Below are 20871 nucleotides of genomic sequence, written 5' to 3' on the forward strand. Positions count from 1 at the left end.
ACGGCCTTCATTCCCTTAAAAGCTGGACATGATCGCCGCACTGGGCGCGTCGAGCGGTTTGCCTGCAGCCTTGAGTTTCAACTCGGCCGCGCGCGTCTTGCCCTGCTCGGCAATCAGCCAGGCATGGATGGCCGCTGTGTCCTGGGCGGTGAGAATATCGTCCCACCGTGGCATGCCATTGGGCAGCAGCAGCCCTTCCCGCACGATCTGCTGGAAGGCATCATGCACCCCCGGCTGCATCCGGCGCAGGTCCGGCACATTGGCGCGCAGTTGGTTGGAATGGCAGATCGCGCAATTCTCGAAGAACAGCCCCTGCCCGCGTGCCAGCACCGCAGGCGTGACGCCCGCCGCCTGCGCAGGCGGCTGCGAAGCAACCTCCGTGGGTGGCAGAGGTTCAGGCTGCGGCACCGGGCCGCCATCGATGCGGAAGACCAGAATGCGATTGGCATTGCCATTGCGATAAGCGGCTGAATAATTCGGCACATAGGACCAGCCACCGCCGCCAAAGCCGGTCGCCACCGCGACATATTGCACGCCTTTCACCCGATAGGTCATCGGCGCCGCCATGATCGAGCTGCCAGTCTGGATTTCCTTCAACAGCTTGCCGCTGTCGGCATCGCGCACCATCAACTTGCCGCCAATCGTGCCATGAAAGATCAGGCCGGAGGCTGTCGACAAGACGCCGGAGCGATCCTGCCATCCCTCCATCTGCACCGTCCAGCGGGACTTGCCCGTCAGCGGATCGATCGCGCGCAGCTCGGACGAAAAGGGCTTTTCCTTCACCCATTTCCAGGCAGGCAACGCCTCGACCTGCGCGCGCAGCGGCGGCGGCAGCGTTGGCAACACATCCTGCAATTGCGGCGTGAAGATAAGGCTGGTGCCGACATTCAGCGCACGCGGCCGTCGGGGGTCGCTCGCTTTGTCCGGCGGAACCGTGAACATCAGATTGCCCATATCCAGCACGGCCGCGAAATAGAGCTTGCGCGCCGGATCATAAGCAGGCGGATACCAATTGCGCGCGCCTGCCGACGCCGGGAAGATGATCTTCGGCCCCTTCCAATATTCGGACTCGTCCGGGGTCAGGTTGGGCTTGCCGGTCTTGAGGTCAAAGCCCTTCGCCCAATTGGTGCGCACCAGCGCGTTGATCCGCAGCGGCTTGCCAGTCTCCCGGTCCAGCACGAACAGATAGCCATTTTTGGGTGCGTGCAGGATGACCGGGCGGACCTTGCCGTCGATTTCCATGTCCGTCAGCACCATCGGCTGCGTCGCGGTATAGTCCCAGCTATCGCCGGGCGTTTCCTGATAATGCCATTTCACCCGGCCCGTCTTGCGGTCCAGCGCGACGATCGAGGAGAGGTAAAGATTGGTGCCGCCTGCGGGCGAGCGACGGCTGATCGCATAGGGGCCGCCATTGCCCACGCCGATATAGACGGTGTCGAATTGGGGATCATAATTGATCGCATCCCAAACCGTGCCGCCGCCGCCAATGTCCCAGCGGCTCTTCGGATCCCAAGTCTTGAGCGCATCTTCCAGTTCAGGATTTTCCTGCGGCCCGCTTTCGGGGTCGCGCGGAACGGTGAAGAAGCGCCAGGCCTGCGTCCCATCGCTCACGCGATAGGCCGTCACATAGCCGCGCACATCATATTCCGCCCCGGCATTGCCGATCACCACCACATCGCCCGCCACATCGGGCGCGCCGGTGATGGTGTAGCCACGGTCATGATCGACAATGGTATCAACCGACCAGAGCGTCTTGCCGGTCTTGGCGTCGAGCGCATACAGCTTGCCATCAAGCGACCCGACGAAAACCTTGCCGCCTAAGACGGCGACGCCGCGATTGGCCTGATCGCAGCAAGCGGCGCGATTGACCTGCATGTCCACCTCGGGCTCGAAGATCCAGAGCGGTTTGCCAGTGGCAGCATCCAGAGCATAGACCCGGCCCAGATTGCCGCTGGTGTACATCACCCCATCGATGACGACGGGCGTCGCCTCCTGCACGCGGTTGGTGCCAAGGTCATAGCTCCAGGCCAGGCCCAGCTTGGCGACATTGCCAGGCTCGATATCGGTCAGGCGCGAAAAATGGCTGTCATGCACATCGCCGCCGGGGAAAGCCCAGTCATCGCCCGCGCCATATTCCGACGAGGCACCGCCCGCACAGGCCGACACCAGCGCAACCCCCACCAGCGCGGACAAGCCACGCAGCGACTTGACGATCGCAAGCATCAGACGGGCCACGCTGCCTGATGCGCGATCATCACCTCGCGCAGGGATTTGGGCTTGCGACCCGTGATGCGCTCGACCGTGTCGCTCAGTCGGCCGAAATAGCCCTCGCGGATCGACTGGCCGAATGTCACCATATCATCGCTCGACCAGGGGATCGGCCCCTCCGGCATGATGTCGGAGGCATGGCGCGGCACGCCGAGCGAATCGAAATACGCAAACATCGCTTCGTCATCGACTTGCTCGACGGTGATGGGCTTGCCGGATAGTTCGGTCACCATCGCCATCGCTTCGGGGATCGAGATCAGGTCCGGCCCGGTGATGTCATAGGCGCAATTGCCATGCCCATCCTGCGTCAGCACGCTTGCAGCCGTTGCCACGCAATCATCCCGGCTGACGAAGCCGACCTTGCCGTCGCCGCAATTGTCCGGCTTGTGCCCGGACAGCAACGCGGGGATGGCCATCGCCGTCGCCACCGCCTCGGCATATTGGCTATCGCGCAGATGCGTCCATTGCGCGCCCGATGCCTCGATAATCTCTTCCGTCGCGCGATGATCATTCTTCACGATCGCCGGATTGTCCGGCTGGTCCGCCGAGATGAGCGAGGTGTAGACGATATGCCGTACGCCCTGCGCGACGGCTGCCTCTACCGCATTGCGATGTTGGCCGACGCGCGATCCCACGCGCGCCGTGCTGATGAGCAGCATCCGCTCGCCGCCCCGCATCGCGGCGGCAAGCGTCGCAGGATCATCGAAATCCGCATGGCGCACATCTGCACCACGCTGCGCAAAATGCGCGAGCTTGGCCGGTGTGCGGGAGAGCAATATGAGGTCTTCCGGTGCACAGGCCGCCAGTAATAGCTCTGCCGCAGCGCCGCCAAAGGAGCCGGACGCTCCGGTTACGATGATCTTGCCCATGGCCATCCCCTCACTGACTTTTGCAATGTCGTTGCATTTGATAGTAACGATTGTTAGTATCTCGTCAACATGTGCTGAAGTGGAGAGGAAAGAAAATTGCCATCGCTAGCAATCGAGGACCGTATCGCCCTGCAGGATCTGATCGCCGCCTATAGCTGGGCGCTCGATACGGGCGATGTGGAGGGGCTGGTCGCCTGCTTCACGCCGGACGCGCGCATGAGCGAGGAAGTGTTCGACGAACCCGATGTGTGGGAAGGCCATGATGGCATTCGCGGCATCGCCGAACATTATCGCAACGCCGCTGGCTTTCCCGGTCGCCAGCATCATGTGACGCAGGTGCAATATATGCCGCAGGAGGACGGCAGCTGCAAAATGCGCAGCTTCGCCTTCGTCACGGAGTGCAACGGCGAGCCGCCTTATCTGCTGCGCTTTGCAGGCTGGTATGATGATCTGGCCGTCAGGGACACCGACGGCCAGTGGCGCTTCCAGCAACGCACCGTGCGCCTGTGGGATGGCGAAGTACTCAAGAATTTCCCCGGTCGTGGGCAATGGGTGCCGCGCAAGCGCCCCGACTCGCTCATCATCAAGCGCTGAGCGAGCGACAACAAACGACATAAGACGGCGGGGAATATAGGATGACGATCATCAGAAGCGGCGGCGCATCGAGCGCCGCAGCCGGACCCTCCTTGCTCATGGGACTGGCATTTGGATTGCTCTCCGCGCTCGGCCCGTTCGCGATCGATCTCTATCTGCCCGCCATGCCCGACATGGCGCAGGCGATGGCGGCCGATAGCGGCGCGGTGCAGCGCTCGCTCTCCGCCTTCTTTCTGGGGCTGGCCATCGCCCAAATCCCGCTCGGCTGGCTCGGTGATCGCTTCGGTCGGCGCAGGCCTTTGATCGGCGGGCTTACCCTCTTCGCGGCGGCCTCCCTGGGCTGCGCTCTGGCAAACGACATCGACCAGTTGATCGCGCTGCGCTTTCTGCAAGGCATGGGTGCCTGCGCAGGCACCTCCAGCGTGCGGGCGATGATCCGCGATCAGCATAGTGGCCACCACGCCGCGCGGCTCATGGCCTTCACCTTCCTCATCATCGGCATATCGCCCGTGCTTGCGCCGCTTGCTGGCAGCTACCTGCTCCGCGCGACTTCCTGGCAGGGGCTGTTCGTCATTCTGGCGAGCGTCGGATCGGTCGCGCTGCTCTGCGTGGTGCTGTTCCTGCCTGAGACATTGCCGCCCGCCCGCCGCGTCGCTTCCCGATCGATCGTGCAAGCCTGCGCTTACCTGTTGGCAAAGCGTGCCTTCGTCGCCTGGGCCTTCGTCGCGGGCATGGCGACGACGATTCCTTTCGCCTTCGTGACTGCCGCGCCCTTCCTCTTCTCGCAGGGCTATGGGCTGACACCGCATCAATACAGCCTGCTGCTGGCGCTGAACGCTATCGTCTCGATCATCGCAACGCAGTTTGCGCCTGGCCTCATGCGGCGGCTCGGCGTGCGGCGGCTGGTCACGATCGTCGTGCTGATCGCAACCGTAGCGACGGGGGCCATCGCGCTCGCGGCACTTACGAGCGGGGACGTACCGCTCGCTATGGTGCAAAGCTATTCGATGCTGATCTTCGCCGCATCAGGCCTGATGCTGACGCCTGCCGCTATTTCCGCGCTTGATGCATCCGATCAGGGTGCCGGTGCCGCCGCAGGCCTGCTTGGCACGCTGCAGCTTGGGGTTACGGCGGCCGGTAGTGGCGCGGTCTCGCTCTTCCCCTCCTTCACCATTCTCCCGCTTATCAGCATATTGGCGGGGGGCTTCCTGCTGGTGCTGGCGGCAATGGCTATGCTGCGCTCCAGTCAGGAATGAGCGCCTCTATTCCTCAGGCGGCTTGGTCCGCTCCAGGAACAGCGAAACCCCATTTTCGTCCCGCGCCTCCAGCGTGTCGATCAGCTTGCCGAGCATCGCGTTGAAGTTCGCGATTTCCGCCGGTTTCAGAGCCGAAACCAGATAGTCGGCAACGGAATCGGTTTGCGGCCGCATGGCCTTGTATAGCCGCTCGCCCTCCGCGGTCAGGCTCAACGTCTTGCGGCGTCGGTTCGTCTCGTCCCTGTCCACCATGATGCGGCCATGCTTCTGCAACGCCGCTACCGCGCGCGAAACGCTCATGGGGTTCACGCCCGTCAGTTCAACCAGTTCATGGCTTGCGGAATGGGGGAAGCGGCCAATCAGCATCAGCAGGCGAAATTCATTGAGGCTGATCTTGTGCCGATGTTCCAGATAGGTCGAAAAGGGGGCCATCAACTTGTTGGCAAGCTTCAGCACGCCATGCAGCGCGTCGGCCGAAGCGCTTTCGCGCGCTTGCGGCGTCGGTGGTTTATCCATGGCGTCGGATGCTTTGCGTCCAATATTCTTCGACATATGTCTCGCCTAACACATCTGGGTGTTCATGAGTCAACCACCCGCCATCATGCCATCGTACAACCGACGCTGGTGAATTTTCCATCCGCAAGATGATAGTGAATATATTGCCGCATGTTCTGAACCTCGCCTTTGGCGATGGGCACGAACTGCTCCAACCCTTGCGCTTTTAGCACATCGGCAGTCAGGTCGCGCAAGCCTTCGACGCGGATGATCCCTTCCAGCGCGACAAGTTCGTCGCTGCTGGCGAACCTTTCTATGACAACGCTCTCCTTCACATAGCTGTGCAGGAAGCTGTAGAAACGCTTGAAAGCATCCCGGTCGCTCAGATCGATGCCGAAGAAGCCGATCCGGGCGCCTGGCGCATAAAAATCCAGGACTTTGTCATAGTCCCGATCATTGAATGCCTGCACATAGTGTTCATACTCTGCGCGTTCCATCACCCTCTCCTCACCCCATTTTGATCTTGCGCGATTTAATAACGATCGTTACCGTTTAAGCAAGAGGCCGCACAGACGCGCCGTGAGAGGATGGTGCAATGAGCAGAACGCTGCAGGAAGAGCGCAACCTGAAGCTGGTCCAGGACATGTTCGATCATGTGCTGATCCCCTTCGATGCCGACGCTGCCGATCGCTACATCGCGGCCGATTACATCCAGCACAATCAGTTGGTCGATACCGGAATCGAACCGCTCAAAGCCTTTCTGCGCAAGGTGCGGGCCGAAAGCCCCAACGCCACCCACGACATCAAGCGGCGCTTTGCCGATGGCGATCATGTCATCGTCCATTATCATGTCTGTCGGTGGCCGGGCGACGCCGGTTTCGCCGTCATGGATATCTTCCGCATCGCGGGCGACAAGATCGTCGAACATTGGGACGTGATGCAGGATGTGCCTGCGGACAGCCCCAACCCCCACTCGCCATTCTGACCCCAAACAGGAGAAGACCCATGCGCTTTACCGACAAGGTCATACTGGTCGTCGGCGGCAATAGCGGCATAGGGCTGGCGAGCGCCCAGGCCTTTGCGGCGGAGGGCGGCATCGTCCACCTCACCGGGCGCGATCAGGCGACGATCGACAGCGCCGTCGCCAGTATCGCGGGCGCGACGGGCTACCGGGCGGATGTTGCGGATCTGGCGAGCCTGGACCCGGTGATCGCCGCCATCAAGGCGCGACATGGGCGGCTCGATATCCTCTTCGCCAATGCGGGCGTTGGCGGTTTCGCGCCCGTGCGCGACATTACGCCGCAGGATTGGGACGCGGTTCACGCCGTCAATCTACGCGGCTGCATCTTCACGATCCAGAACGCGCTGCCGCTGATGGAAGCTGGCGGATCCATCGTGGTTACAGGGTCGATCGGCGGCCATGCCTTCGTGCCCGGCAACACCACTTATGCCGCTGCCAAGGGTGGCCTCGCCGCTGCGCTCAAGGTGATCGCCGGCGAACTGGTGCGCGAGGGCATCCGCGTCAATCTGGTAAGTCCCGGCCCCATCGAAACGCCCCTGCTCTATCGCAACCCCGGCCTCACCGGAGACGCGGTGGACAGGCTGCGCGAACAGATGATCGATGCCATACCGATGCGCCGCATGGGCAGGCCCGAAGAGGTTGCTCGTGCCGTACTGTTCTTCGCATCGGATGATGCAAGCTTCATCACTGCCGCCAATCTATTCGTCGATGGCGGCACGCTCGAACTGGGTTGAGGGATATAGCGCAATGGACAATATTTTTTCGACGATCGACAACCCAAAGCTGGAATTTGCGATGGAAGTGCGGCTGCAATTCCCGCGCGTCCAGACCATCGCGAACAGCCCTTGGGGCGGCACGCGCAGCGCGGTCTATGTGGAAAGCGGCACCTTTGAGGGGCCACGGTTGCGCGGCAAGGCCGTGCCGGGGTCCGGCGGCGACTATGCCTATTTCCGGCCCGACGATGTGGCGGTGTTCGATGCGCGCTACATGTTGGAGGAGGAGGATGGCACGCTGATCCTCCTCAACAATCGTGGCTTCCTGTGGGGGCGCAAGCCCGACACGATGGAGAAATTGCGCGACTGGGCCTTTCGCGAGGGCGAGCCAGTCGAGCAGCAGGACTATTATCTGCGCGGCAACCCCAGTTTCGAATGTTCGGTCGGCAAGCATGATTGGCTGACCAAACATGTATTCGTTGGCGTCGGCGAGCGCCGCGCCGACGGCAATGTGTTGCGCTACTACGCGCTCACCTGACGGGAGATCGCCATGACCACCGCCGAGGAAACGCTCGAAGAACGCAACAGCCGCATCGTCATCGACATGTGGCAAAAAGTGATCCGCGAAGGGAGCCGCGAGGCGGTTCTGCGCTACATCGCGCCCGGCTATATCCAGCATAATGTCAACATGCCTTCGGGCCGGGAGCATTTGTTGCGGCTGGTCGACATCATCAAGGATACGCCAGCCGACTTCAATCCGCCCCGTCACAAGGAGCTGGTTCGCACCGTGGCACAGGGCGATCATGTCGTGATGATCTGGGAGCAGGAGCAGGACGATCCAAACGTGCCGGGCGCGACCTATACAGGCCATGCCTTCGACATGTTCCGGCTGGAAGATGGCATGATCGTCGAACATTGGGACGACACCCGAAAATGGCCAAAGCCCTGGTGATCGCAATATAACAGGGGAGCATGACATGAGCGAACGCATCACGAGTTTGAAGCCAGCCATCGACGCGCCCGACGGCCAGACCGCGCCCGTCATCGCGGCCGATCACGCGCAATTGCTGCACAGCGACGATCCCGTTCTCGCCGCCAATAAGCGGCTATGCTACGATATGTATCGCACCGTGCTGCAAGCGGGCCATGCCGACCGCGCACCGGATTTCATCGGCCCGCATTACATCCAGCATAATCCCAATGTGGTGAGCGGCGTCGAAGCCTTGCAGGCCTTCATTCGCGGATCACGCCCACAGCGCGAGATTTTGCCGCACATCGAGCTGCCGTTGGTATCGATCATCGCCGAGCGGGACATGGTGAACTTCACCTTCGTCCGCACCGAGAAAGACGGTGACGGCAAAGGCTATCACACCAGCTGGTTCGACCTGTTCCGCATCGAAAATGGCAGGATCGTCGAACATTGGGATCCCGCGATGAAGAGCGCGGACATGCTGAAACTCGACCCCAACGACAATAAGATCGGGCGTTAGCTTTTGATTGCTGGGCATTCCGAGCCTCGCATCCATCACGATCGTCAATCTCGAAGTGCGAACCGCGCATACGGAACCGATACAATTAATAATAACGAACGATATTATTGTCATTCTTGCTCTTGCCCATATTGATAACGTTCGTTATGGTTATCGCATGACCAGCAAGCGGTTCCGCAGGCTAGAGTCGAGTGAAGGAGAGGTCTGCCATAGGGTGTCCGACCTTACCCGCGTGCAGCGATGACGGTGGCAATAAGCCCTGATCCGCTGCATGATGGTAGTCGGCAATGCAGGCACTCCCTTGAGGCATTGGGGAGGAAATATGTCTAAAAATCAGCTGCTCTCGGTCCGGTTCGGCGTTGCCTTTGGTGCGATGGCCTGGTCGATCGCCACGCCTGTCCTGGCTCAGGAGGTAAATGCGGCCGCATCCGCGCGCGATGATCAGGGTATCAGCGATATCATCGTCACCGCACAGTTCCGCAATCAAAGCGTGCAGGAAGCGCCGCTTGCCATTACGGCCGTGGACGCATCGCTTATGGAAGCACGCAGCCAGACCAGCGTCGAGTCCGTCGCGCAGCGCGCGCCGAGCGTCACCTTCTCCGCTGGTGGTCAGGGCGGCGGCGCGCAGACCGCAGCCGTCAACATCCGGGGTATCGGCGCCACCGATTTCCAGTTCCCGAATGAACCTGGTGTCGGCATCTATATCGATGACGTCTATTACGGCATCAGTTCGGGTGCGGCGTTCGATCTGGTGGATCTGGACCGCATCGAGATTTTGCGGGGGCCACAAGGCACGCTGTCTGGCAAAAACTCCATCGGCGGGTCGATCAAACTCTTCTCCCGCCGTCCCGATGATGATTCCGACGCCTATGTCGAAGCCTTGTACGGCTCCTTCAACCGCGTGGGCCTGCGCGGCGCAACGAACATCACCCTGGCGCAAGACAAGCTCTATGCGCGCATCTCCGGCCTGGCCCGTCATGTCGACGGCTTCTTCAAGCGGCTGGACTATGGCTGCGTTACCGGGGTTCCGGCACCCGGCGGCACCTTCGCCTCGCCTGCCGATGATTGCGTGATCGGCACGGAGGGCGGCCAGAATATCTATGCCGTGCGCGGCGCCTTGCGCTGGATCGCATCCGACCGGATCGAGAATAACCTGATTGCCGATTTCACGCAGGACAGTTCGGAAGCATCGCCGGGCAAGGCGCTCTTCCTGCCCCCCGTCGATGGGCGCAATTATCTCACCGCGCCAAACAGCTACACAAGCTATGCCAATTACACCGGCCTTCCCGGCACAGCCAATCAATATACGAACAAGGGTCAGAGCAATCTGCGCAGTTGGGGCGTTTCCAACACGCTCGATATCACTTTGTCCGACATGTTTTCGTTAAAGTCGATCACGGCCTATCGTTACGCCAAGGGTGCCAGCTCCTGGGATGCGGACAATTCGCCCGAAGATATTTCGAACAATGCGAGCGGCTTCCTGCACGAACAGTTCACGCAGGAACTCCGCCTGTCAGCCGACTTCGGCGATCTGCTCGAGGTCACGACCGGCGTTTATTATTATAAGGGCGACAGCAACCAGAGCGGACGCATCCAGGTCGGCGTCGCGGGGCTCGATTTCTTCTATGACGACCCGTTCGAACAGACGTCCAAATCCGCCTTTCTGCACGGCGTCCTTCATGCCACGGATCAGCTCAACATCACGGGCGGCATTCGCTATACCGACGAAGATAAAAGCTACACATTCCGCCGCATGAGCCCCATCCCCGGCCTGCCGACCGATCCCCGCGTCGCCTCGCTGGATGGTCTTGTCGGTGAATTTGCCGGCAAACGCTGGGACTATCGCGTCGCTGTGGATTATGAGGTTGCGCCGGACGTGCGCTTCTATGCGCAGGTCGCGACGGGCTTCAAGGGCGGCGGCGTCAATCCGCGTCCCTATCTCGCGCAACAACTGGTTCCGTTCGAACAGGAAACCTCGACCAGCTATGAAGCCGGCTTCAAGAGCATGTGGCTGGATCGGAAACTGCGCCTGAACGGCGCCTATTATCACAATAGCTACAAAAATTATCAGGGGCTCACGTCGAGCTGCCCAGACATCAGCCCGCCCGGTTTCCCCTTCTGTTCGGCCACCCGGAACATCGGCGACGCCAAGATCGACGGTCTGGAACTGGAATTCGACGCGCGGCCCGTGCCTGGCCTCTCGATCGACGGCTCCGTCAGCTACACCGATTTCCGCTTCACAAGCGCGGCGTTGGGCAGCGGCATCATCCCCGGAACCACCGAGGCACCATTCGTCTCGAAGTGGAAATATGCGGCCGGCGTGCAATATGAGGTCGAACTGGGCAAGCATGGCTCGCTCACGCCGCGCCTCGACTATACCTGGCAATCGAAGTTCGAAACAACGATCCCCAACAATATCCCGAACTTCGAATTCGGCCGCGTGGAATCGCGCGGGCTGCTCAATGCGCGCCTGACCTACCGCACGCCCGACGATGCATGGGAAGCGGCGCTCGCTGCTACCAACCTCACCGACGAATTTTACTTCGTGAACAAATATGACCGCTTCGCCCAATCAGGTAATGCCTATGGACAGCCCGGTCGTCCGCGCGAAATCATCTTCAGCGTGAAGCGCAAATTCTGACATGCCGCTCGACAGACAAAGAAGCGCCCCGTCCACATTGGCCGGGGCGCTCTTTTTGTTGGCCGGGGACTGTCACGCGGCAGGGCTAGAGAAACTGCACCAATTCGATCTCATGCCCCTCCGGATCATCGATCAACGCGACGCGCGTGCCTGGAATGTCGAAGGGCGCGCGCTTGATCCTCGCCCCGGCCTTGATCGCTCGCGCGACAGCAGCATCGGCATCCTGCGTGACGAAGCCGATGACGCCCGCCGCTGGCCGCTCATCCCCATTTCCACCGCTCTTCCAGTTCAGCAGGCCCAGCATGAAGCCATGCCCCTCCTGCCGCAGCAGGACTTCCTCGAAATCGGCCCCATCGATGCGGATATGAACAGCCATATCGAAAACGGCCGTGTAGAAGGCGATCATGGACTCGAGATTGGCGACGTACAGCTTGATGAAGCTGAACTGGCCCGCGCTCATCGCAGCGTCAGCACCCAGCTGAAGGCTGGCTCGGCGGCACTGGCATAGGATAGCGGCTCGCATCGCTCGATCCCACCAATGGCCAATTCCGCAAACGCCTCCGGCCAGCGCCCGCCAGCCAGCCGCGCCAAGGTTGCAAGCGATGTAGCTTCGGGCACGCAGATCGGCACCATATCGCCTGCGACGCGATGCTGGATCAGCGAAATCCGGCGATAGCCCGCCTCCTGTGCAACCTCGCTCACCATCACCGCATCGGCCTGACGGGATACGCCGAAGAAGGCGGCTGGCCGGGTTTGAACCAAGGCCTGCACCTGGCGCACCCGGTCACCGTCCATCGGCTGAGCCGACCCGCCCAGCCTGCCGACATGGGCGGCAAAGCGCGCGCTTGCAGCGAGACTCGTATCATAGAGCAGCACCGGCTGCCCTTCATGGGCCAGCACGGGCGAACGCAGCGTCACAGCGGCGGCCGCAGCAATGGCGGCACCCGCAACCAGGCCGCGCCTCGACACCGGCATCATTGCCCGCTCTCCTTTTCGGCCGACAGATAATCGGCGATCTGCTTGAGTTCCGCATCGCTCGCCTCACCGCGCGGAATCGCGGGCATATTGCCGATGCCCATCCGTACTGCTTGCATGACGAACTCGGACGTCAGGTCCGTGCGCTTTTCAAGCAGTGGCTGCTCCGTCCGCCGCGCCAGCAGGCCAGTGCCCATGCCAGCGGGGCCATGACACATGGCGCATTTTTCCAGATATAGCCGCTCGCCCGGCCCGACGTTGGGCCGGGATGATATCGTCTCTGGCGCAGGCATGGGCGGTGGCCCCTTGCTCTGCTCGGTCGCGACAGCCTTGTTGTCCGCGCCGCTGCTGCACGCGCTGACCCCCAGCAGGATCAGTATCCCTGCCCGCCGCATTGCGCCCACGCCCATGCCGGTCATGCCTTCGCTCCCATCATCGACGTGGGCCAGATGCCGCTCTTGCCCGGCGCGATGATGCCCTGTGGATCGAGCGCATCCTTCACCGTGCGATTGAGCTTGGCGAGCGCGCCCCCATTGAAGTCATAGGTGTCCGCGACGGCATCCATATAATCGAGATGGGTGCGATACTCGCCATAGCCTTGCGCCTTGGCATCCGCGATCAACCGCTTAAGGAAAGGATCGACCCGCTTCATCATCGCCGGATCATCCTTGTCCAGCAGCACCGCGTTCACATTGATGAGGTGGCGCTCGCCAAAGGCGAAGCTCGCCTGATAATCCATGCCAAACTCCTTGTAACAGGCATAGGTGCGCTGAAACTGCGCCAGTGCCGCTTTGCCTGATTGGGGCAAGATCGGCGAAAAGCCGATATGGCCGCCGCGCCCGCCATGCCAGTTGGCATTCTGCATCGGAAAGGTCAGCGGCGTGCCGGTCCAGCCGGTCGCCTCGATCGGCTCTCCGGTTTTCCAGGTGGTGGGGCGCAGGCTCATCGGCTTGAGCTTGCCCATCTCCCGCTCCAGCACCGCATAGGCGGCCTTGTTCATATCCTCGCGGCCATATAGGCGCAGGCTCACGCCCCACCAGCCGACATTGAACTTCTTGCGGATCGCCGCGATGACCTCGTCAGACAGGGCGCCGGGTTTGTCCGTCCACTCGCCACGTGTCGTAAGGGTGGCTGCCGCACGCAGCCAGTTGCCGATGGTCGGCGATTGCTGGAGCAGGCCTTCACGCCGCAAGGGCGCTAGCGCATCGACCAACGGACCCAGATCCTCCGGCCGCTCGAACTCAAGATCCATGCCCATCAGCGATTCCGGCGCGGGCATCAGCCACAGGCCCATCTTGGTCACGATGCCGAAGTTCGACTGCACGAACATCTGGTCCCATGATGGGCCAAAGCCGAATTTGTAGAGCTGCCATGTCGGCGCGCCATCGAGCGCGCCCATGCCCGTCCGCACCACCATCCCATCGGCCATCACCGCCTCGATGCCGCAAATCTTGGTCGTATGCTCGCCATAGGGCGTGTAGCCAACGCCGCGATCCAACGCATTGCCCAGCACCGACCCCCAGCTATTGCCCGGCACCGATAGCCAGTGCTTCATGCCTTTCGATTTCAGGAAATCATACAGATCGTAGAAGCTGACCCCCGGCTCCAGCAAAACGGTGCCATTGGCCTCGTCATAGTCGATCTTCCGCATGCGCGAGAGATCGAGAATGACCGATCCCGCCAGCAAGGGCGCGCTGCCACCATAGCCCAGATTTTTGCCGCGACTGATCGGCCAGAGCGGCAATTTGCGCTCCCTTGCCACCTTCAGGATCGCCTGGATTTCCTCGACGGTCGCAGGCGCGACAGCACCTGCGGGATGATGCAGGGCATCATCGACCGCGAACTTGTCCTGATAGGAGAGTTGATCCTCCTCGTTGAAAAACACATGGTCCACGCCGACGATCGCAGCGAAGGCTTGGCGTGCGGCGGCGGCTATGGCGGGGTCGAACGGTTGCATGTCGGAACTGCCTTTCAAGTCAAATCAGGCCGGGGCCGTCCAGCGGGTGCGCGCCGGTGGCCGCGCGCCGCCGTCGAGACGCAGCACCTCGGCATTGATGTAAGGATTGCGGATCAGGAACAGCGCCGCGTCTGCAAACTCTTCGGCGCGCCCGGCGCGCTTGGGGAATTCCGCGCCATCGACCAGTTCCTCCACCAGATCGGGCGGCAAATGGGCTGTCATCGGCGTATCGAAAAAGCCGGGCGCAATGCCGACGCACCGAATGGCGTACCGGGAAAGATCGCGCGCCCAGACAAGCGTCAGCGCCGCCAACGCCGCCTTGGACGCAGTATAGCTGCCCATAGCCTCCTGCCCCTCGAACGACGCGATCGAGCAGGCGTTCACGATGATGCCCCGCTCGCCGTCCGCGCCGTCAGGCGCATTGCCGATCATGCGATGCGCCACCACGCGCGTCACATGCATGGCCCCCATCAGGTTGACGTCCAGCACCCTACGGAAATCGGCGGCATTGCCCGGTGCATCCGGCGTCGCAATCGGACCGAGGCCGCCGATCCCGGCGCAATTAGCCAGAATGGCGATCGCGCCGTCCAGGCCGTCCAGCGCCTTTTCGACAGCCTGCGCGTCCGTGATATCACAGGCCAGAAATTGCGAACCGGCATCGGCCGGTGGGTAAACGTCCATCACGACCGTCCGCGCGCCCTCCGCCTGGAGTTTCGCAGCCAGCGCAGCGCCTAATCCAGACGCCCCTCCAGTAATGACCGCAAGCTTGCCCCTGGGATCCATCTCGCCTCGTTCCTTCGGTCATCGCCGACTCTTTTTTGATAACGATCGTTAGTATTAGAAGGGGAGCGATACTGTCAAGGACAGAAGGACCGACCGCGCCCTCGAACTCCGGCGATTGGAAAAAACGATGGCATGGGGCGCCGTGTTCAACCCCGCCAATCCGATAGGCCGCGAACAGCCGCCCTGTGCTTGACGCGGGTTTACGCGGTTTCTACGGTCCACCACCGGCTGGTGCTACCTTCGGAGACGATGCCCATGGACGACATCATCAGGGATCGCCCGCCGGGGTATCGCTATTCGCGCCGAGGCACCTTGCCGCTCATCAGGCAATTGTCCGTCATCAACAACAGCCGCAATGCGCTGCTGCTTGCATTCCAATGGGTGATCATCGTCGCGGCCATGGCCATCGCGATCCAGATCGACAGCGTGCCGGTCTATTTGGTCGCTGGTTTGATCATCGGCACCCGCATTCAGTGTCTGGCGGTGATGATGCATGATGCCTGCCACGGCCTGTTGTTCAGCAACCGCCGCGTCAACGATCTGGTCGGCGATATTTTCGTCGCCTTTCCGCTGATGCTCAGCCTGGACCTGTATCGCGCCAACCATTTGCAGCATCACCGCCACACCAACACCATCCATGATTATGACCATCGCATTCAGCGGCGCGACCCGGACCAGCATTTCCCCAAATCCCCGCGCGCGATGTTCTGGCTGCTGGTTCGCAGCATCACCGGTCTCAACTATTATCGGGTGGCGCGCGCTGGACGTATCTGGGCACCCATCGCCAATTTCCACAATCCCAAACGCTTCGGTTTCGATTACCGCCTGTCGCTGCGCCTAGGCTATGTCGCGTGGGCCGTGCTGGTCTATGGCGCGATATTGTGGTCGCCCTTTCGCTGGCAGATATTGGGCCTGTTGCTGATCCCGCAATTTTTCTGGGTCAATGTCTTCAACCGCATCCGCGCCATGGCCGAACATAACGGCCTCCCCGACAATCACGAACTCAACGGCACCCGCACCGTCATCCCGACCCTGCTCGACCGGCTCCTCATCGGGCCGTTCAACGTCAGCTATCATCTGGAACATCACCTGTTCCCGTCCGTCCCCTGGCATAATCTGCGCCGCCTGCATCTCCATCTGATGGCCGATCCAGCCTATGCGGCGAACGCGCATGTGACGCGCGGATATTGGGGCATGATCCAGGAACTTATGCCGACGCGCGTGACGCATGGGAATGGCGAGAGCATGGACGAGGCAGCCACGCCAACGGCGCGGTAACGCGATGATACCCATTTCGGCTATTCGATTGTCGCCGACAGGCCGCCCCTGGAAATCACTATTGGTCGGCCAAGCTACAGGTCCAATACCGCCAAATCCCCTGAATACGTATGTGGGATGCTGTGCAGATCGGGCATCGCAGGACTAATGTCCTCTCAGACCCGCGAAAGCGGCAAGAAGCGCCGTCACAGGCGTCTTGGGGAGGGGTGTTTCTGCAATGCACACTATATTTGGTTCTGTTCTGCGCGCGGCTTTGATGGCGGGCGTTTCGCTTTCCGTAACGTCGATCGCATCCGCGCAAACAACCGACGCGGCCGCCGCCGCCGACCAACCCGTCGATGCCATCGTCGTCACCGGCATCCGCGCATCGCTGGCCTCCGCTGCCAAGATGAAGCGCGATTCGGTGTTGATCGTCGATTCCATCACGGCCGAAGATGTCGGCAAGCTGCCCGACGTCTCGATCGCGGACTCGCTCGCCCGCCTGCCGGGCGTCACCGCCCAACGTCTCGAAGGGCGCGACCAGCGCCTGTCGATCCGTGGCCTTGGCCCCGACTTTTCCACCACCCTGCTCAACGGGCGCGAACAGGTGACCGTCGGCGACAATCGCGGCGTGGAATATGATCAATATCCGTCCGAATTCTTCCAGAACGTCAATGTCTACAAGAGTTCCGACGCAGCCCTGATCGCGGCCGGCATTTCCGGCACGGTCGACCTGCGGATGCTCCGCCCGCTCGACAAGAATGACCGCATCATCGCCGTTGCCCTGCGTGGCCAGATGAACGGCCTCGACAAGCTGAACCCGGATGGCGAACGCTATGGCTATCGCGCGTCGGCCACCTATGTCGATCAATATGCCGACGATACGCTGGGCCTCGCCATCGGCTTTTCCGCCTCGCACACCCCGTCGCAAAATGAGCGCTTCAACGCCTGGGGCTATCCGACCGATGCAGCCAACAACCTGATCATCGGCGGCGCCAAACCCTATGTCCAATCCAACCTGTTGAAGCGCTATGGCGCGGTCGCCACGCTGGAATGGCAGCCGAGCGACAATTTCCATTCGACCGTCGACGTCCTCTATTCGCATTTTGAGGAAGAACAGCGTCTGCGCGGCATCGAATTTCCGCTGGTCTGGGGCACCAATGTCGGCGTCAGCGATGTGACGGTGGAAGATGGCTTCGTCACCGGCGCGACCTTCAGCAACGTCTATGGCGTGCAGCGCAATGATTATAACAAGCGCACCGCCGACACCATCTCGCTGGGCTGGAACAACCAGTTCCGCCTGAACGACAGGCTTTACTTGAACGTCGATGCCAGCTGGTCGCGCGCCAAGCGCACCGACTTCCTGCTCGAAACCTATTCGGGCACCGGCTATCTGCGGTCGGGCGTGCCCGACACCGTGCGCGTCGATCGCCAGTCCAACGGCCTGTTTCAGATCGTGCCGACCATCGACTATACCGACACCAGCATCATCAGCCTGACCGATCCCAATGGCTGGGGCTATAATGGCACGACCGCCGTGGTGCAGGCGGGCTTCCTGAACCAGCCCAAATTCATCGACGATCTGCGCTCGTTCCGCACGAACCTGACGGGCGAGATTGAAGGCAGCATCTTCAGCAACTGGGAAGTCGGCGGCAATTACAGCCGTCGCAAGAAAACCAGTGCCTTCACCAGCTATTTTCTGTGTCCGACGGGCGGCACCGATTGCACCATCGCGGGCGGCACCCCCGGTTCAGCCCCCGTTCCCAGCGAAGCGCTGCTCGGCTCCAACGTCTCGCTCGGCTATCTGGGCGTTCCGGCGATGCTGACGCTTGATCCGCTCTATCTCTACAATAATGTCCTCGACGCGGTATATGATAATCGCCCGCAATCGCTCGTGCGCGATAACTTCGTGAAGGAAGATGTGTTCACGGGCTATGCCAAGATGACGATGGACGGCGAACTGGGCGGCAAGCCGCTCAAGGGCGCGTTCGGCGCGCAGGTGATCCATTCCAGGCAGCGCTCGGTCGGCACTATTTCCAGCTTCGCCAATGGCGTCGTCACGGTGGTGCCTGCTTCGGGCAAGACCAGCTATACCGATTTCCTGCCGAGCGCGCAGATGTCGGTCGAGCTGGAACCGGGTTTCTTCATCAAGCTCGGCGCCGCGCAGGCCATGGTCCGCCCGCGCCTCGACCAGGAGCGGGTGAACCAGGAATTCAGCTTCGATCCCTCGAAGATCGGCCTGGGTTCCGACCCGTTCAACAGCCCGTTCAGCTCGAACGGCGGCAACACCAATTTGCGTCCCTATCAATCGACCAATATCGACCTGTCGGTGGAACGCTATTTCCGCAATGGCGGCTATGTCTCGCTGTCGGGCTATTTCAAGAATCTGACGGATTTCGTCGATCCCAACAACAATATCGCTTATGACTTCTCGTCGCTTCTGCCCGCCTTGCCTGCGGATATTCGCAACGAAATCATCGCCAATGGCGGCGCCATCGGCTTGTTGAAGGCACCCGCCAACAACGGCAAAGGCACGATCATCGGCGCGGAAGCCACCGCATCGCTGCCCTTCAAGCTGTTCACCGAGACCCTTGACGGTTTCGGCCTCTTCGCCAGCGGCTCCTACACCCACAGCGAAGTCAAATATGGCAGCAATCCCGGCGCGACCGTGACCCTGCCGGGCCTCTCCAAATGGGTCGCCAGCGGCACCGCCTATTTCGAACGCAGCGGCTTCCAGGCACGAGTCAGCTATCGCTACCGCTCATCTTTCCTGGGCGAAGTCGCTGGCCTGTCGGCAGCCCCCACCTTCCGCACGGCCAAGGCGGAGGGCATATTGGACGCGCAGATCGGCTATGAATTCCAGTCGGGTCCGCTCACCGGCCTGTCGATCCTGCTCCAGGGCAAGAACCTGACCGACCAGCCCTTCGTCACCTACCAGAATGACGACCCGCGCCAGGTCATCGACTATCAACGCTATGGCCGCGATTATTATCTGGGCCTCACCTACAAATTCTAGAGCGTGATGACTTTACTCAGAACCGTTCGTCCTGAGTAGCCCCTTCGACTGCCTGCCAAGGCAGGCGCTCAGGACAGGCATTAAGCGAAGTCGAAATGGCGTATCGAAGGATATAAGCGCAGCCGACCCTTCGATACGGGTCTTCGACAAGCTCAGCCCCTACTCAGGGCGAACGGAGTAATGCGACTTAACGTCATCCCGCTCTAACGCTTCTCAAATCCTTCCCGGCGGGGGAGGATGCCCCTCTAATCTGCCTGACTGCACGCAGGCAGTGCCGGGACCGCCGCTTCTTTCAGGAGAGGGCGGTCCCTTTTTTTTCAGCAACATTGCCGATTTCCGCCGTTCGGGCTGCGCGAATCTGTGAAACGCGATCAGGCGGTCATCCGGCTGACCAACCGTGGCGCCAGCAGCGTCGGCGTCACCGGCTTGCCCTTGATCTGGGCGATCAGCGCATCGACCAGCACCTCGCCCGCAAGCAGATAATCCTGCGCAACCGTGGTCAGCGGCGGGCGCGTCAGGCTGACCGCGGGAATATCGTCGAAACCGATCATCGCCACATCGTTCGGCACCGTCATCCCCGCCTCCTCCAGCGCGCGCATCGCGCCGATCGCGATCAGATCCGACCCGGCGAAAATAGCATCGAACGGAATGCCGCGCGCGATCAGGCGGCGCGCCGCCTCATGGCCGGAATGTTCGATCGACAGCGCATCGACATGCAGACCCGGATCGACCGGCAGGCCGGCCTCCACCATCGCCTCGGTCAGCCCCGCATAACGATCGCGAAATTCGGGATAGCGGTTGGACGCATCGCCCAGAAAGGCAATCGAGCGGCGGCCGCGTTCGATCAGATGCCGACCCGCATCGCGCCCACCCTGCCGATTATCGCAACCGATGGTCATGCCCAACGCATGGTCATCGACCGAACCCCAGCGGACGAAATGCGTCCCCTGCGCCACCAGCTGTTCCAGCCGGACGCGATAAATCTCATAATTGCCATAGCCGAGCAGGATGATGCCGTCGGCCTTGCGACTATCTTCATAATCGACATGCCAGTCGGTCGATAATTGCTGAAAGGATGTCAGCAGGTCATAGCCCCGCTTGGCGCAGGTTTGCAGGATCGGCCCCAGCATCGACAGGAAGAAGGGATTGATCCAGCTTTCGTCGGGCAGCAGATCCTCGAAGAACAGCAGCGCCAGCGTGTTGCTCTTTCCCCGGCGCAGCGATGACGCATTCTTGTCCACCGCATAGTTGAGCTGGCGGGCGATCGCCTCGATCCGCTTGCGCGTCCCCTCGCTGACCGTGGGGTCGCCGCGCAGCGCGCGCGATACGGTCGGCTGGGAAACACCGGCCAATGTCGCGATGTCGAACGACGTGATTTTCTCATTGACGGCCATCGCTTGATCCTACGCCGCTCCGGCACGCTTGGAAAGCCGGGCTTTGAATACGTATGTCGCATCCTTGGCCGCACCGACAAAGGCCGACTAAGAAGGGGGCATAAGACCGTGGCGATCAGGCCAGTGCGGACCAGAGGAGGAA

At 61.4% G+C, this 20871-nt stretch carries 20 protein-coding genes; 10 read left to right on the top strand and 10 right to left on the bottom strand.

Going from position 1 to position 20871, the window contains the following annotated elements; translation table 11 throughout:
- Positions 1-15: 15 nt before the first annotated feature.
- Together SxD43FB_RS15590 and SxD43FB_RS15595 are read right to left on the bottom strand one after the other, a co-directional pair.
- A complete protein-coding gene (locus tag SxD43FB_RS15590; RefSeq protein WP_255245751.1) occupies positions 16-2235 on the bottom strand; it encodes a PQQ-dependent dehydrogenase, methanol/ethanol family in 2220 nt (739 codons plus the stop codon).
- A complete protein-coding gene (locus SxD43FB_RS15595; protein ID WP_096063016.1) occupies positions 2223-3137 on the bottom strand; it encodes an SDR family oxidoreductase in 915 nt (304 codons plus the stop codon). Before SxD43FB_RS15595 ends, SxD43FB_RS15590 begins: the two co-directional genes overlap by 13 nt.
- 96 nt (positions 3138-3233) lie before the next feature.
- Here SxD43FB_RS15595 and SxD43FB_RS15600 point away from each other — a divergent pair, with 96 nt between their 5' ends.
- The gene (locus SxD43FB_RS15600) at positions 3234-3731 is read left to right on the top strand and encodes a nuclear transport factor 2 family protein (RefSeq protein ID WP_096062987.1); all 498 of its coding nucleotides are present in this window, start codon (positions 3234-3236) and stop codon (positions 3729-3731) included.
- A gap of 41 nt (positions 3732-3772) precedes the next feature.
- The gene (locus SxD43FB_RS15605) at positions 3773-4987 is read left to right on the top strand and encodes a multidrug effflux MFS transporter (protein WP_096062988.1); all 1215 of its coding nucleotides are present in this window, start codon (positions 3773-3775) and stop codon (positions 4985-4987) included.
- A gap of 6 nt (positions 4988-4993) precedes the next feature.
- Here the strand turns inward: SxD43FB_RS15605 and SxD43FB_RS15610 are convergent, their stop codons facing one another.
- Positions 4994-5539, bottom strand: coding sequence for a MarR family winged helix-turn-helix transcriptional regulator (locus tag SxD43FB_RS15610; protein WP_096062989.1), 546 nt, complete (start codon positions 5537-5539; stop codon positions 4994-4996).
- A 47-nt stretch (positions 5540-5586) separates the two neighbouring features.
- Entirely contained in the window at positions 5587-5979 is a 393-nt protein-coding gene (locus tag SxD43FB_RS15615; RefSeq protein WP_096062990.1) for a nuclear transport factor 2 family protein, read from the bottom strand.
- A 98-nt stretch (positions 5980-6077) separates the two neighbouring features.
- Here SxD43FB_RS15615 and SxD43FB_RS15620 point away from each other — a divergent pair, with 98 nt between their 5' ends.
- The 6 genes from SxD43FB_RS15620 to SxD43FB_RS15645 all read left to right on the top strand — a co-directional run bounded on the left by SxD43FB_RS15620 (position 6078) and on the right by SxD43FB_RS15645 (position 11347).
- Positions 6078-6467: a nuclear transport factor 2 family protein gene (locus SxD43FB_RS15620; RefSeq protein WP_096062991.1), complete on the top strand. Its 390-nt coding sequence runs from the start codon at positions 6078-6080 to the stop codon at positions 6465-6467.
- 20 nt (positions 6468-6487) lie between these two features.
- Positions 6488-7237: an SDR family oxidoreductase gene (locus SxD43FB_RS15625; protein ID WP_096062992.1), complete on the top strand. Its 750-nt coding sequence runs from the start codon at positions 6488-6490 to the stop codon at positions 7235-7237.
- A 13-nt stretch (positions 7238-7250) separates the two neighbouring features.
- Positions 7251-7754, top strand: a complete 504-nt coding sequence (locus tag SxD43FB_RS15630) for a DUF3237 domain-containing protein (RefSeq protein ID WP_096062993.1) — start codon at positions 7251-7253, stop codon at positions 7752-7754.
- Positions 7755-7766: 12 nt separating this feature from the next.
- On the top strand, positions 7767-8168 hold the full coding sequence (locus SxD43FB_RS15635; protein ID WP_096062994.1) for a nuclear transport factor 2 family protein: 402 nt from the start codon (positions 7767-7769) through the stop codon (positions 8166-8168).
- 25 nt (positions 8169-8193) lie between these two features.
- On the top strand, positions 8194-8706 hold the full coding sequence (locus SxD43FB_RS15640; protein ID WP_096062995.1) for a nuclear transport factor 2 family protein: 513 nt from the start codon (positions 8194-8196) through the stop codon (positions 8704-8706).
- Positions 8707-9028: 322 nt separating this feature from the next.
- A complete protein-coding gene (locus SxD43FB_RS15645; protein WP_176482802.1) occupies positions 9029-11347 on the top strand; it encodes a TonB-dependent receptor in 2319 nt (772 codons plus the stop codon).
- 85 nt (positions 11348-11432) lie between these two features.
- On the opposite strand, the gene SxD43FB_RS15650 is transcribed toward SxD43FB_RS15645, so the two are convergent.
- Genes SxD43FB_RS15650 through SxD43FB_RS15670 form a run of 5 tightly spaced genes read right to left on the bottom strand, consistent with a single transcriptional unit; the run spans position 11433 to position 15062 of the window.
- Positions 11433-11807: a VOC family protein gene (locus SxD43FB_RS15650; RefSeq protein ID WP_176482803.1), complete on the bottom strand. Its 375-nt coding sequence runs from the start codon at positions 11805-11807 to the stop codon at positions 11433-11435.
- A complete protein-coding gene (locus SxD43FB_RS15655; RefSeq protein WP_096062998.1) occupies positions 11804-12325 on the bottom strand; it encodes a hypothetical protein in 522 nt (173 codons plus the stop codon). The genes SxD43FB_RS15650 and SxD43FB_RS15655 overlap by 4 nt, the downstream gene beginning before the upstream one ends.
- Positions 12322-12741: a cytochrome c gene (locus SxD43FB_RS15660; RefSeq protein ID WP_255245752.1), complete on the bottom strand. Its 420-nt coding sequence runs from the start codon at positions 12739-12741 to the stop codon at positions 12322-12324. Before SxD43FB_RS15660 ends, SxD43FB_RS15655 begins: the two co-directional genes overlap by 4 nt.
- Positions 12738-14297: an FAD-binding oxidoreductase gene (locus tag SxD43FB_RS15665; RefSeq protein WP_255245753.1), complete on the bottom strand. Its 1560-nt coding sequence runs from the start codon at positions 14295-14297 to the stop codon at positions 12738-12740. Before SxD43FB_RS15665 ends, SxD43FB_RS15660 begins: the two co-directional genes overlap by 4 nt.
- Before the next feature lie 6 nt (positions 14298-14303).
- Positions 14304-15062, bottom strand: coding sequence for an SDR family NAD(P)-dependent oxidoreductase (locus SxD43FB_RS15670; protein WP_096063000.1), 759 nt, complete (start codon positions 15060-15062; stop codon positions 14304-14306).
- A gap of 255 nt (positions 15063-15317) precedes the next feature.
- On the opposite strand from SxD43FB_RS15670, the gene SxD43FB_RS15675 reads away from it, so the two are divergent.
- On the top strand, positions 15318-16340 hold the full coding sequence (locus SxD43FB_RS15675; RefSeq protein WP_096063001.1) for a fatty acid desaturase family protein: 1023 nt from the start codon (positions 15318-15320) through the stop codon (positions 16338-16340).
- Positions 16341-16557: 217 nt separating this feature from the next.
- A complete protein-coding gene (locus SxD43FB_RS15680) occupies positions 16558-19335 on the top strand; it encodes a TonB-dependent receptor (protein ID WP_096063002.1) in 2778 nt (925 codons plus the stop codon).
- A gap of 371 nt (positions 19336-19706) precedes the next feature.
- Here SxD43FB_RS15680 and SxD43FB_RS15685 read toward each other — a convergent pair whose 3' ends face one another.
- Positions 19707-20729, bottom strand: a complete 1023-nt coding sequence (locus tag SxD43FB_RS15685; protein ID WP_069066739.1) for a LacI family DNA-binding transcriptional regulator — start codon at positions 20727-20729, stop codon at positions 19707-19709.
- Between the last annotated feature and the right edge of the window lie 142 nt (positions 20730-20871).

It is taken from the genome of Sphingobium sp. D43FB, assembly GCF_002312805.1.
In the GTDB taxonomy this organism is placed as follows: domain Bacteria; phylum Pseudomonadota; class Alphaproteobacteria; order Sphingomonadales; family Sphingomonadaceae; genus Sphingobium.

Excerpts from the sequence above, each read along its gene's own strand:
- SxD43FB_RS15615 (WP_096062990.1), bottom strand. The coding sequence starts at position 5,979 with ATGGAACGCGCAGAGTATGAACACTATGTGCAGGCATTCAATGATCGG.
- SxD43FB_RS15650 (WP_176482803.1), bottom strand. The coding sequence starts at position 11,807 with ATGAGCGCGGGCCAGTTCAGCTTCATCAAGCTGTACGTCGCCAATCTC.
- SxD43FB_RS15595 (WP_096063016.1), bottom strand. The coding sequence starts at position 3,137 with ATGGGCAAGATCATCGTAACCGGAGCGTCCGGCTCCTTTGGCGGCGCT.
- SxD43FB_RS15675 (WP_096063001.1), top strand. The coding sequence starts at position 15,318 with ATGGACGACATCATCAGGGATCGCCCGCCGGGGTATCGCTATTCGCGC.
- SxD43FB_RS15625 (WP_096062992.1), top strand. The coding sequence starts at position 6,488 with ATGCGCTTTACCGACAAGGTCATACTGGTCGTCGGCGGCAATAGCGGC.
- SxD43FB_RS15685 (WP_069066739.1), bottom strand. The coding sequence starts at position 20,729 with ATGGCCGTCAATGAGAAAATCACGTCGTTCGACATCGCGACATTGGCC.
- SxD43FB_RS15660 (WP_255245752.1), bottom strand. The coding sequence starts at position 12,741 with ATGACCGGCATGGGCGTGGGCGCAATGCGGCGGGCAGGGATACTGATC.
- SxD43FB_RS15610 (WP_096062989.1), bottom strand. The coding sequence starts at position 5,539 with ATGTCGAAGAATATTGGACGCAAAGCATCCGACGCCATGGATAAACCA.
- SxD43FB_RS15640 (WP_096062995.1), top strand. The coding sequence starts at position 8,194 with ATGAGCGAACGCATCACGAGTTTGAAGCCAGCCATCGACGCGCCCGAC.
- SxD43FB_RS15670 (WP_096063000.1), bottom strand. The coding sequence starts at position 15,062 with ATGGATCCCAGGGGCAAGCTTGCGGTCATTACTGGAGGGGCGTCTGGA.
- SxD43FB_RS15620 (WP_096062991.1), top strand. The coding sequence starts at position 6,078 with ATGAGCAGAACGCTGCAGGAAGAGCGCAACCTGAAGCTGGTCCAGGAC.
- SxD43FB_RS15605 (WP_096062988.1), top strand. The coding sequence starts at position 3,773 with ATGACGATCATCAGAAGCGGCGGCGCATCGAGCGCCGCAGCCGGACCC.
- SxD43FB_RS15645 (WP_176482802.1), top strand. The coding sequence starts at position 9,029 with ATGTCTAAAAATCAGCTGCTCTCGGTCCGGTTCGGCGTTGCCTTTGGT.
- SxD43FB_RS15655 (WP_096062998.1), bottom strand. The coding sequence starts at position 12,325 with ATGATGCCGGTGTCGAGGCGCGGCCTGGTTGCGGGTGCCGCCATTGCT.
- SxD43FB_RS15635 (WP_096062994.1), top strand. The coding sequence starts at position 7,767 with ATGACCACCGCCGAGGAAACGCTCGAAGAACGCAACAGCCGCATCGTC.
- SxD43FB_RS15680 (WP_096063002.1), top strand. The coding sequence starts at position 16,558 with ATGCACACTATATTTGGTTCTGTTCTGCGCGCGGCTTTGATGGCGGGC.
- SxD43FB_RS15630 (WP_096062993.1), top strand. The coding sequence starts at position 7,251 with ATGGACAATATTTTTTCGACGATCGACAACCCAAAGCTGGAATTTGCG.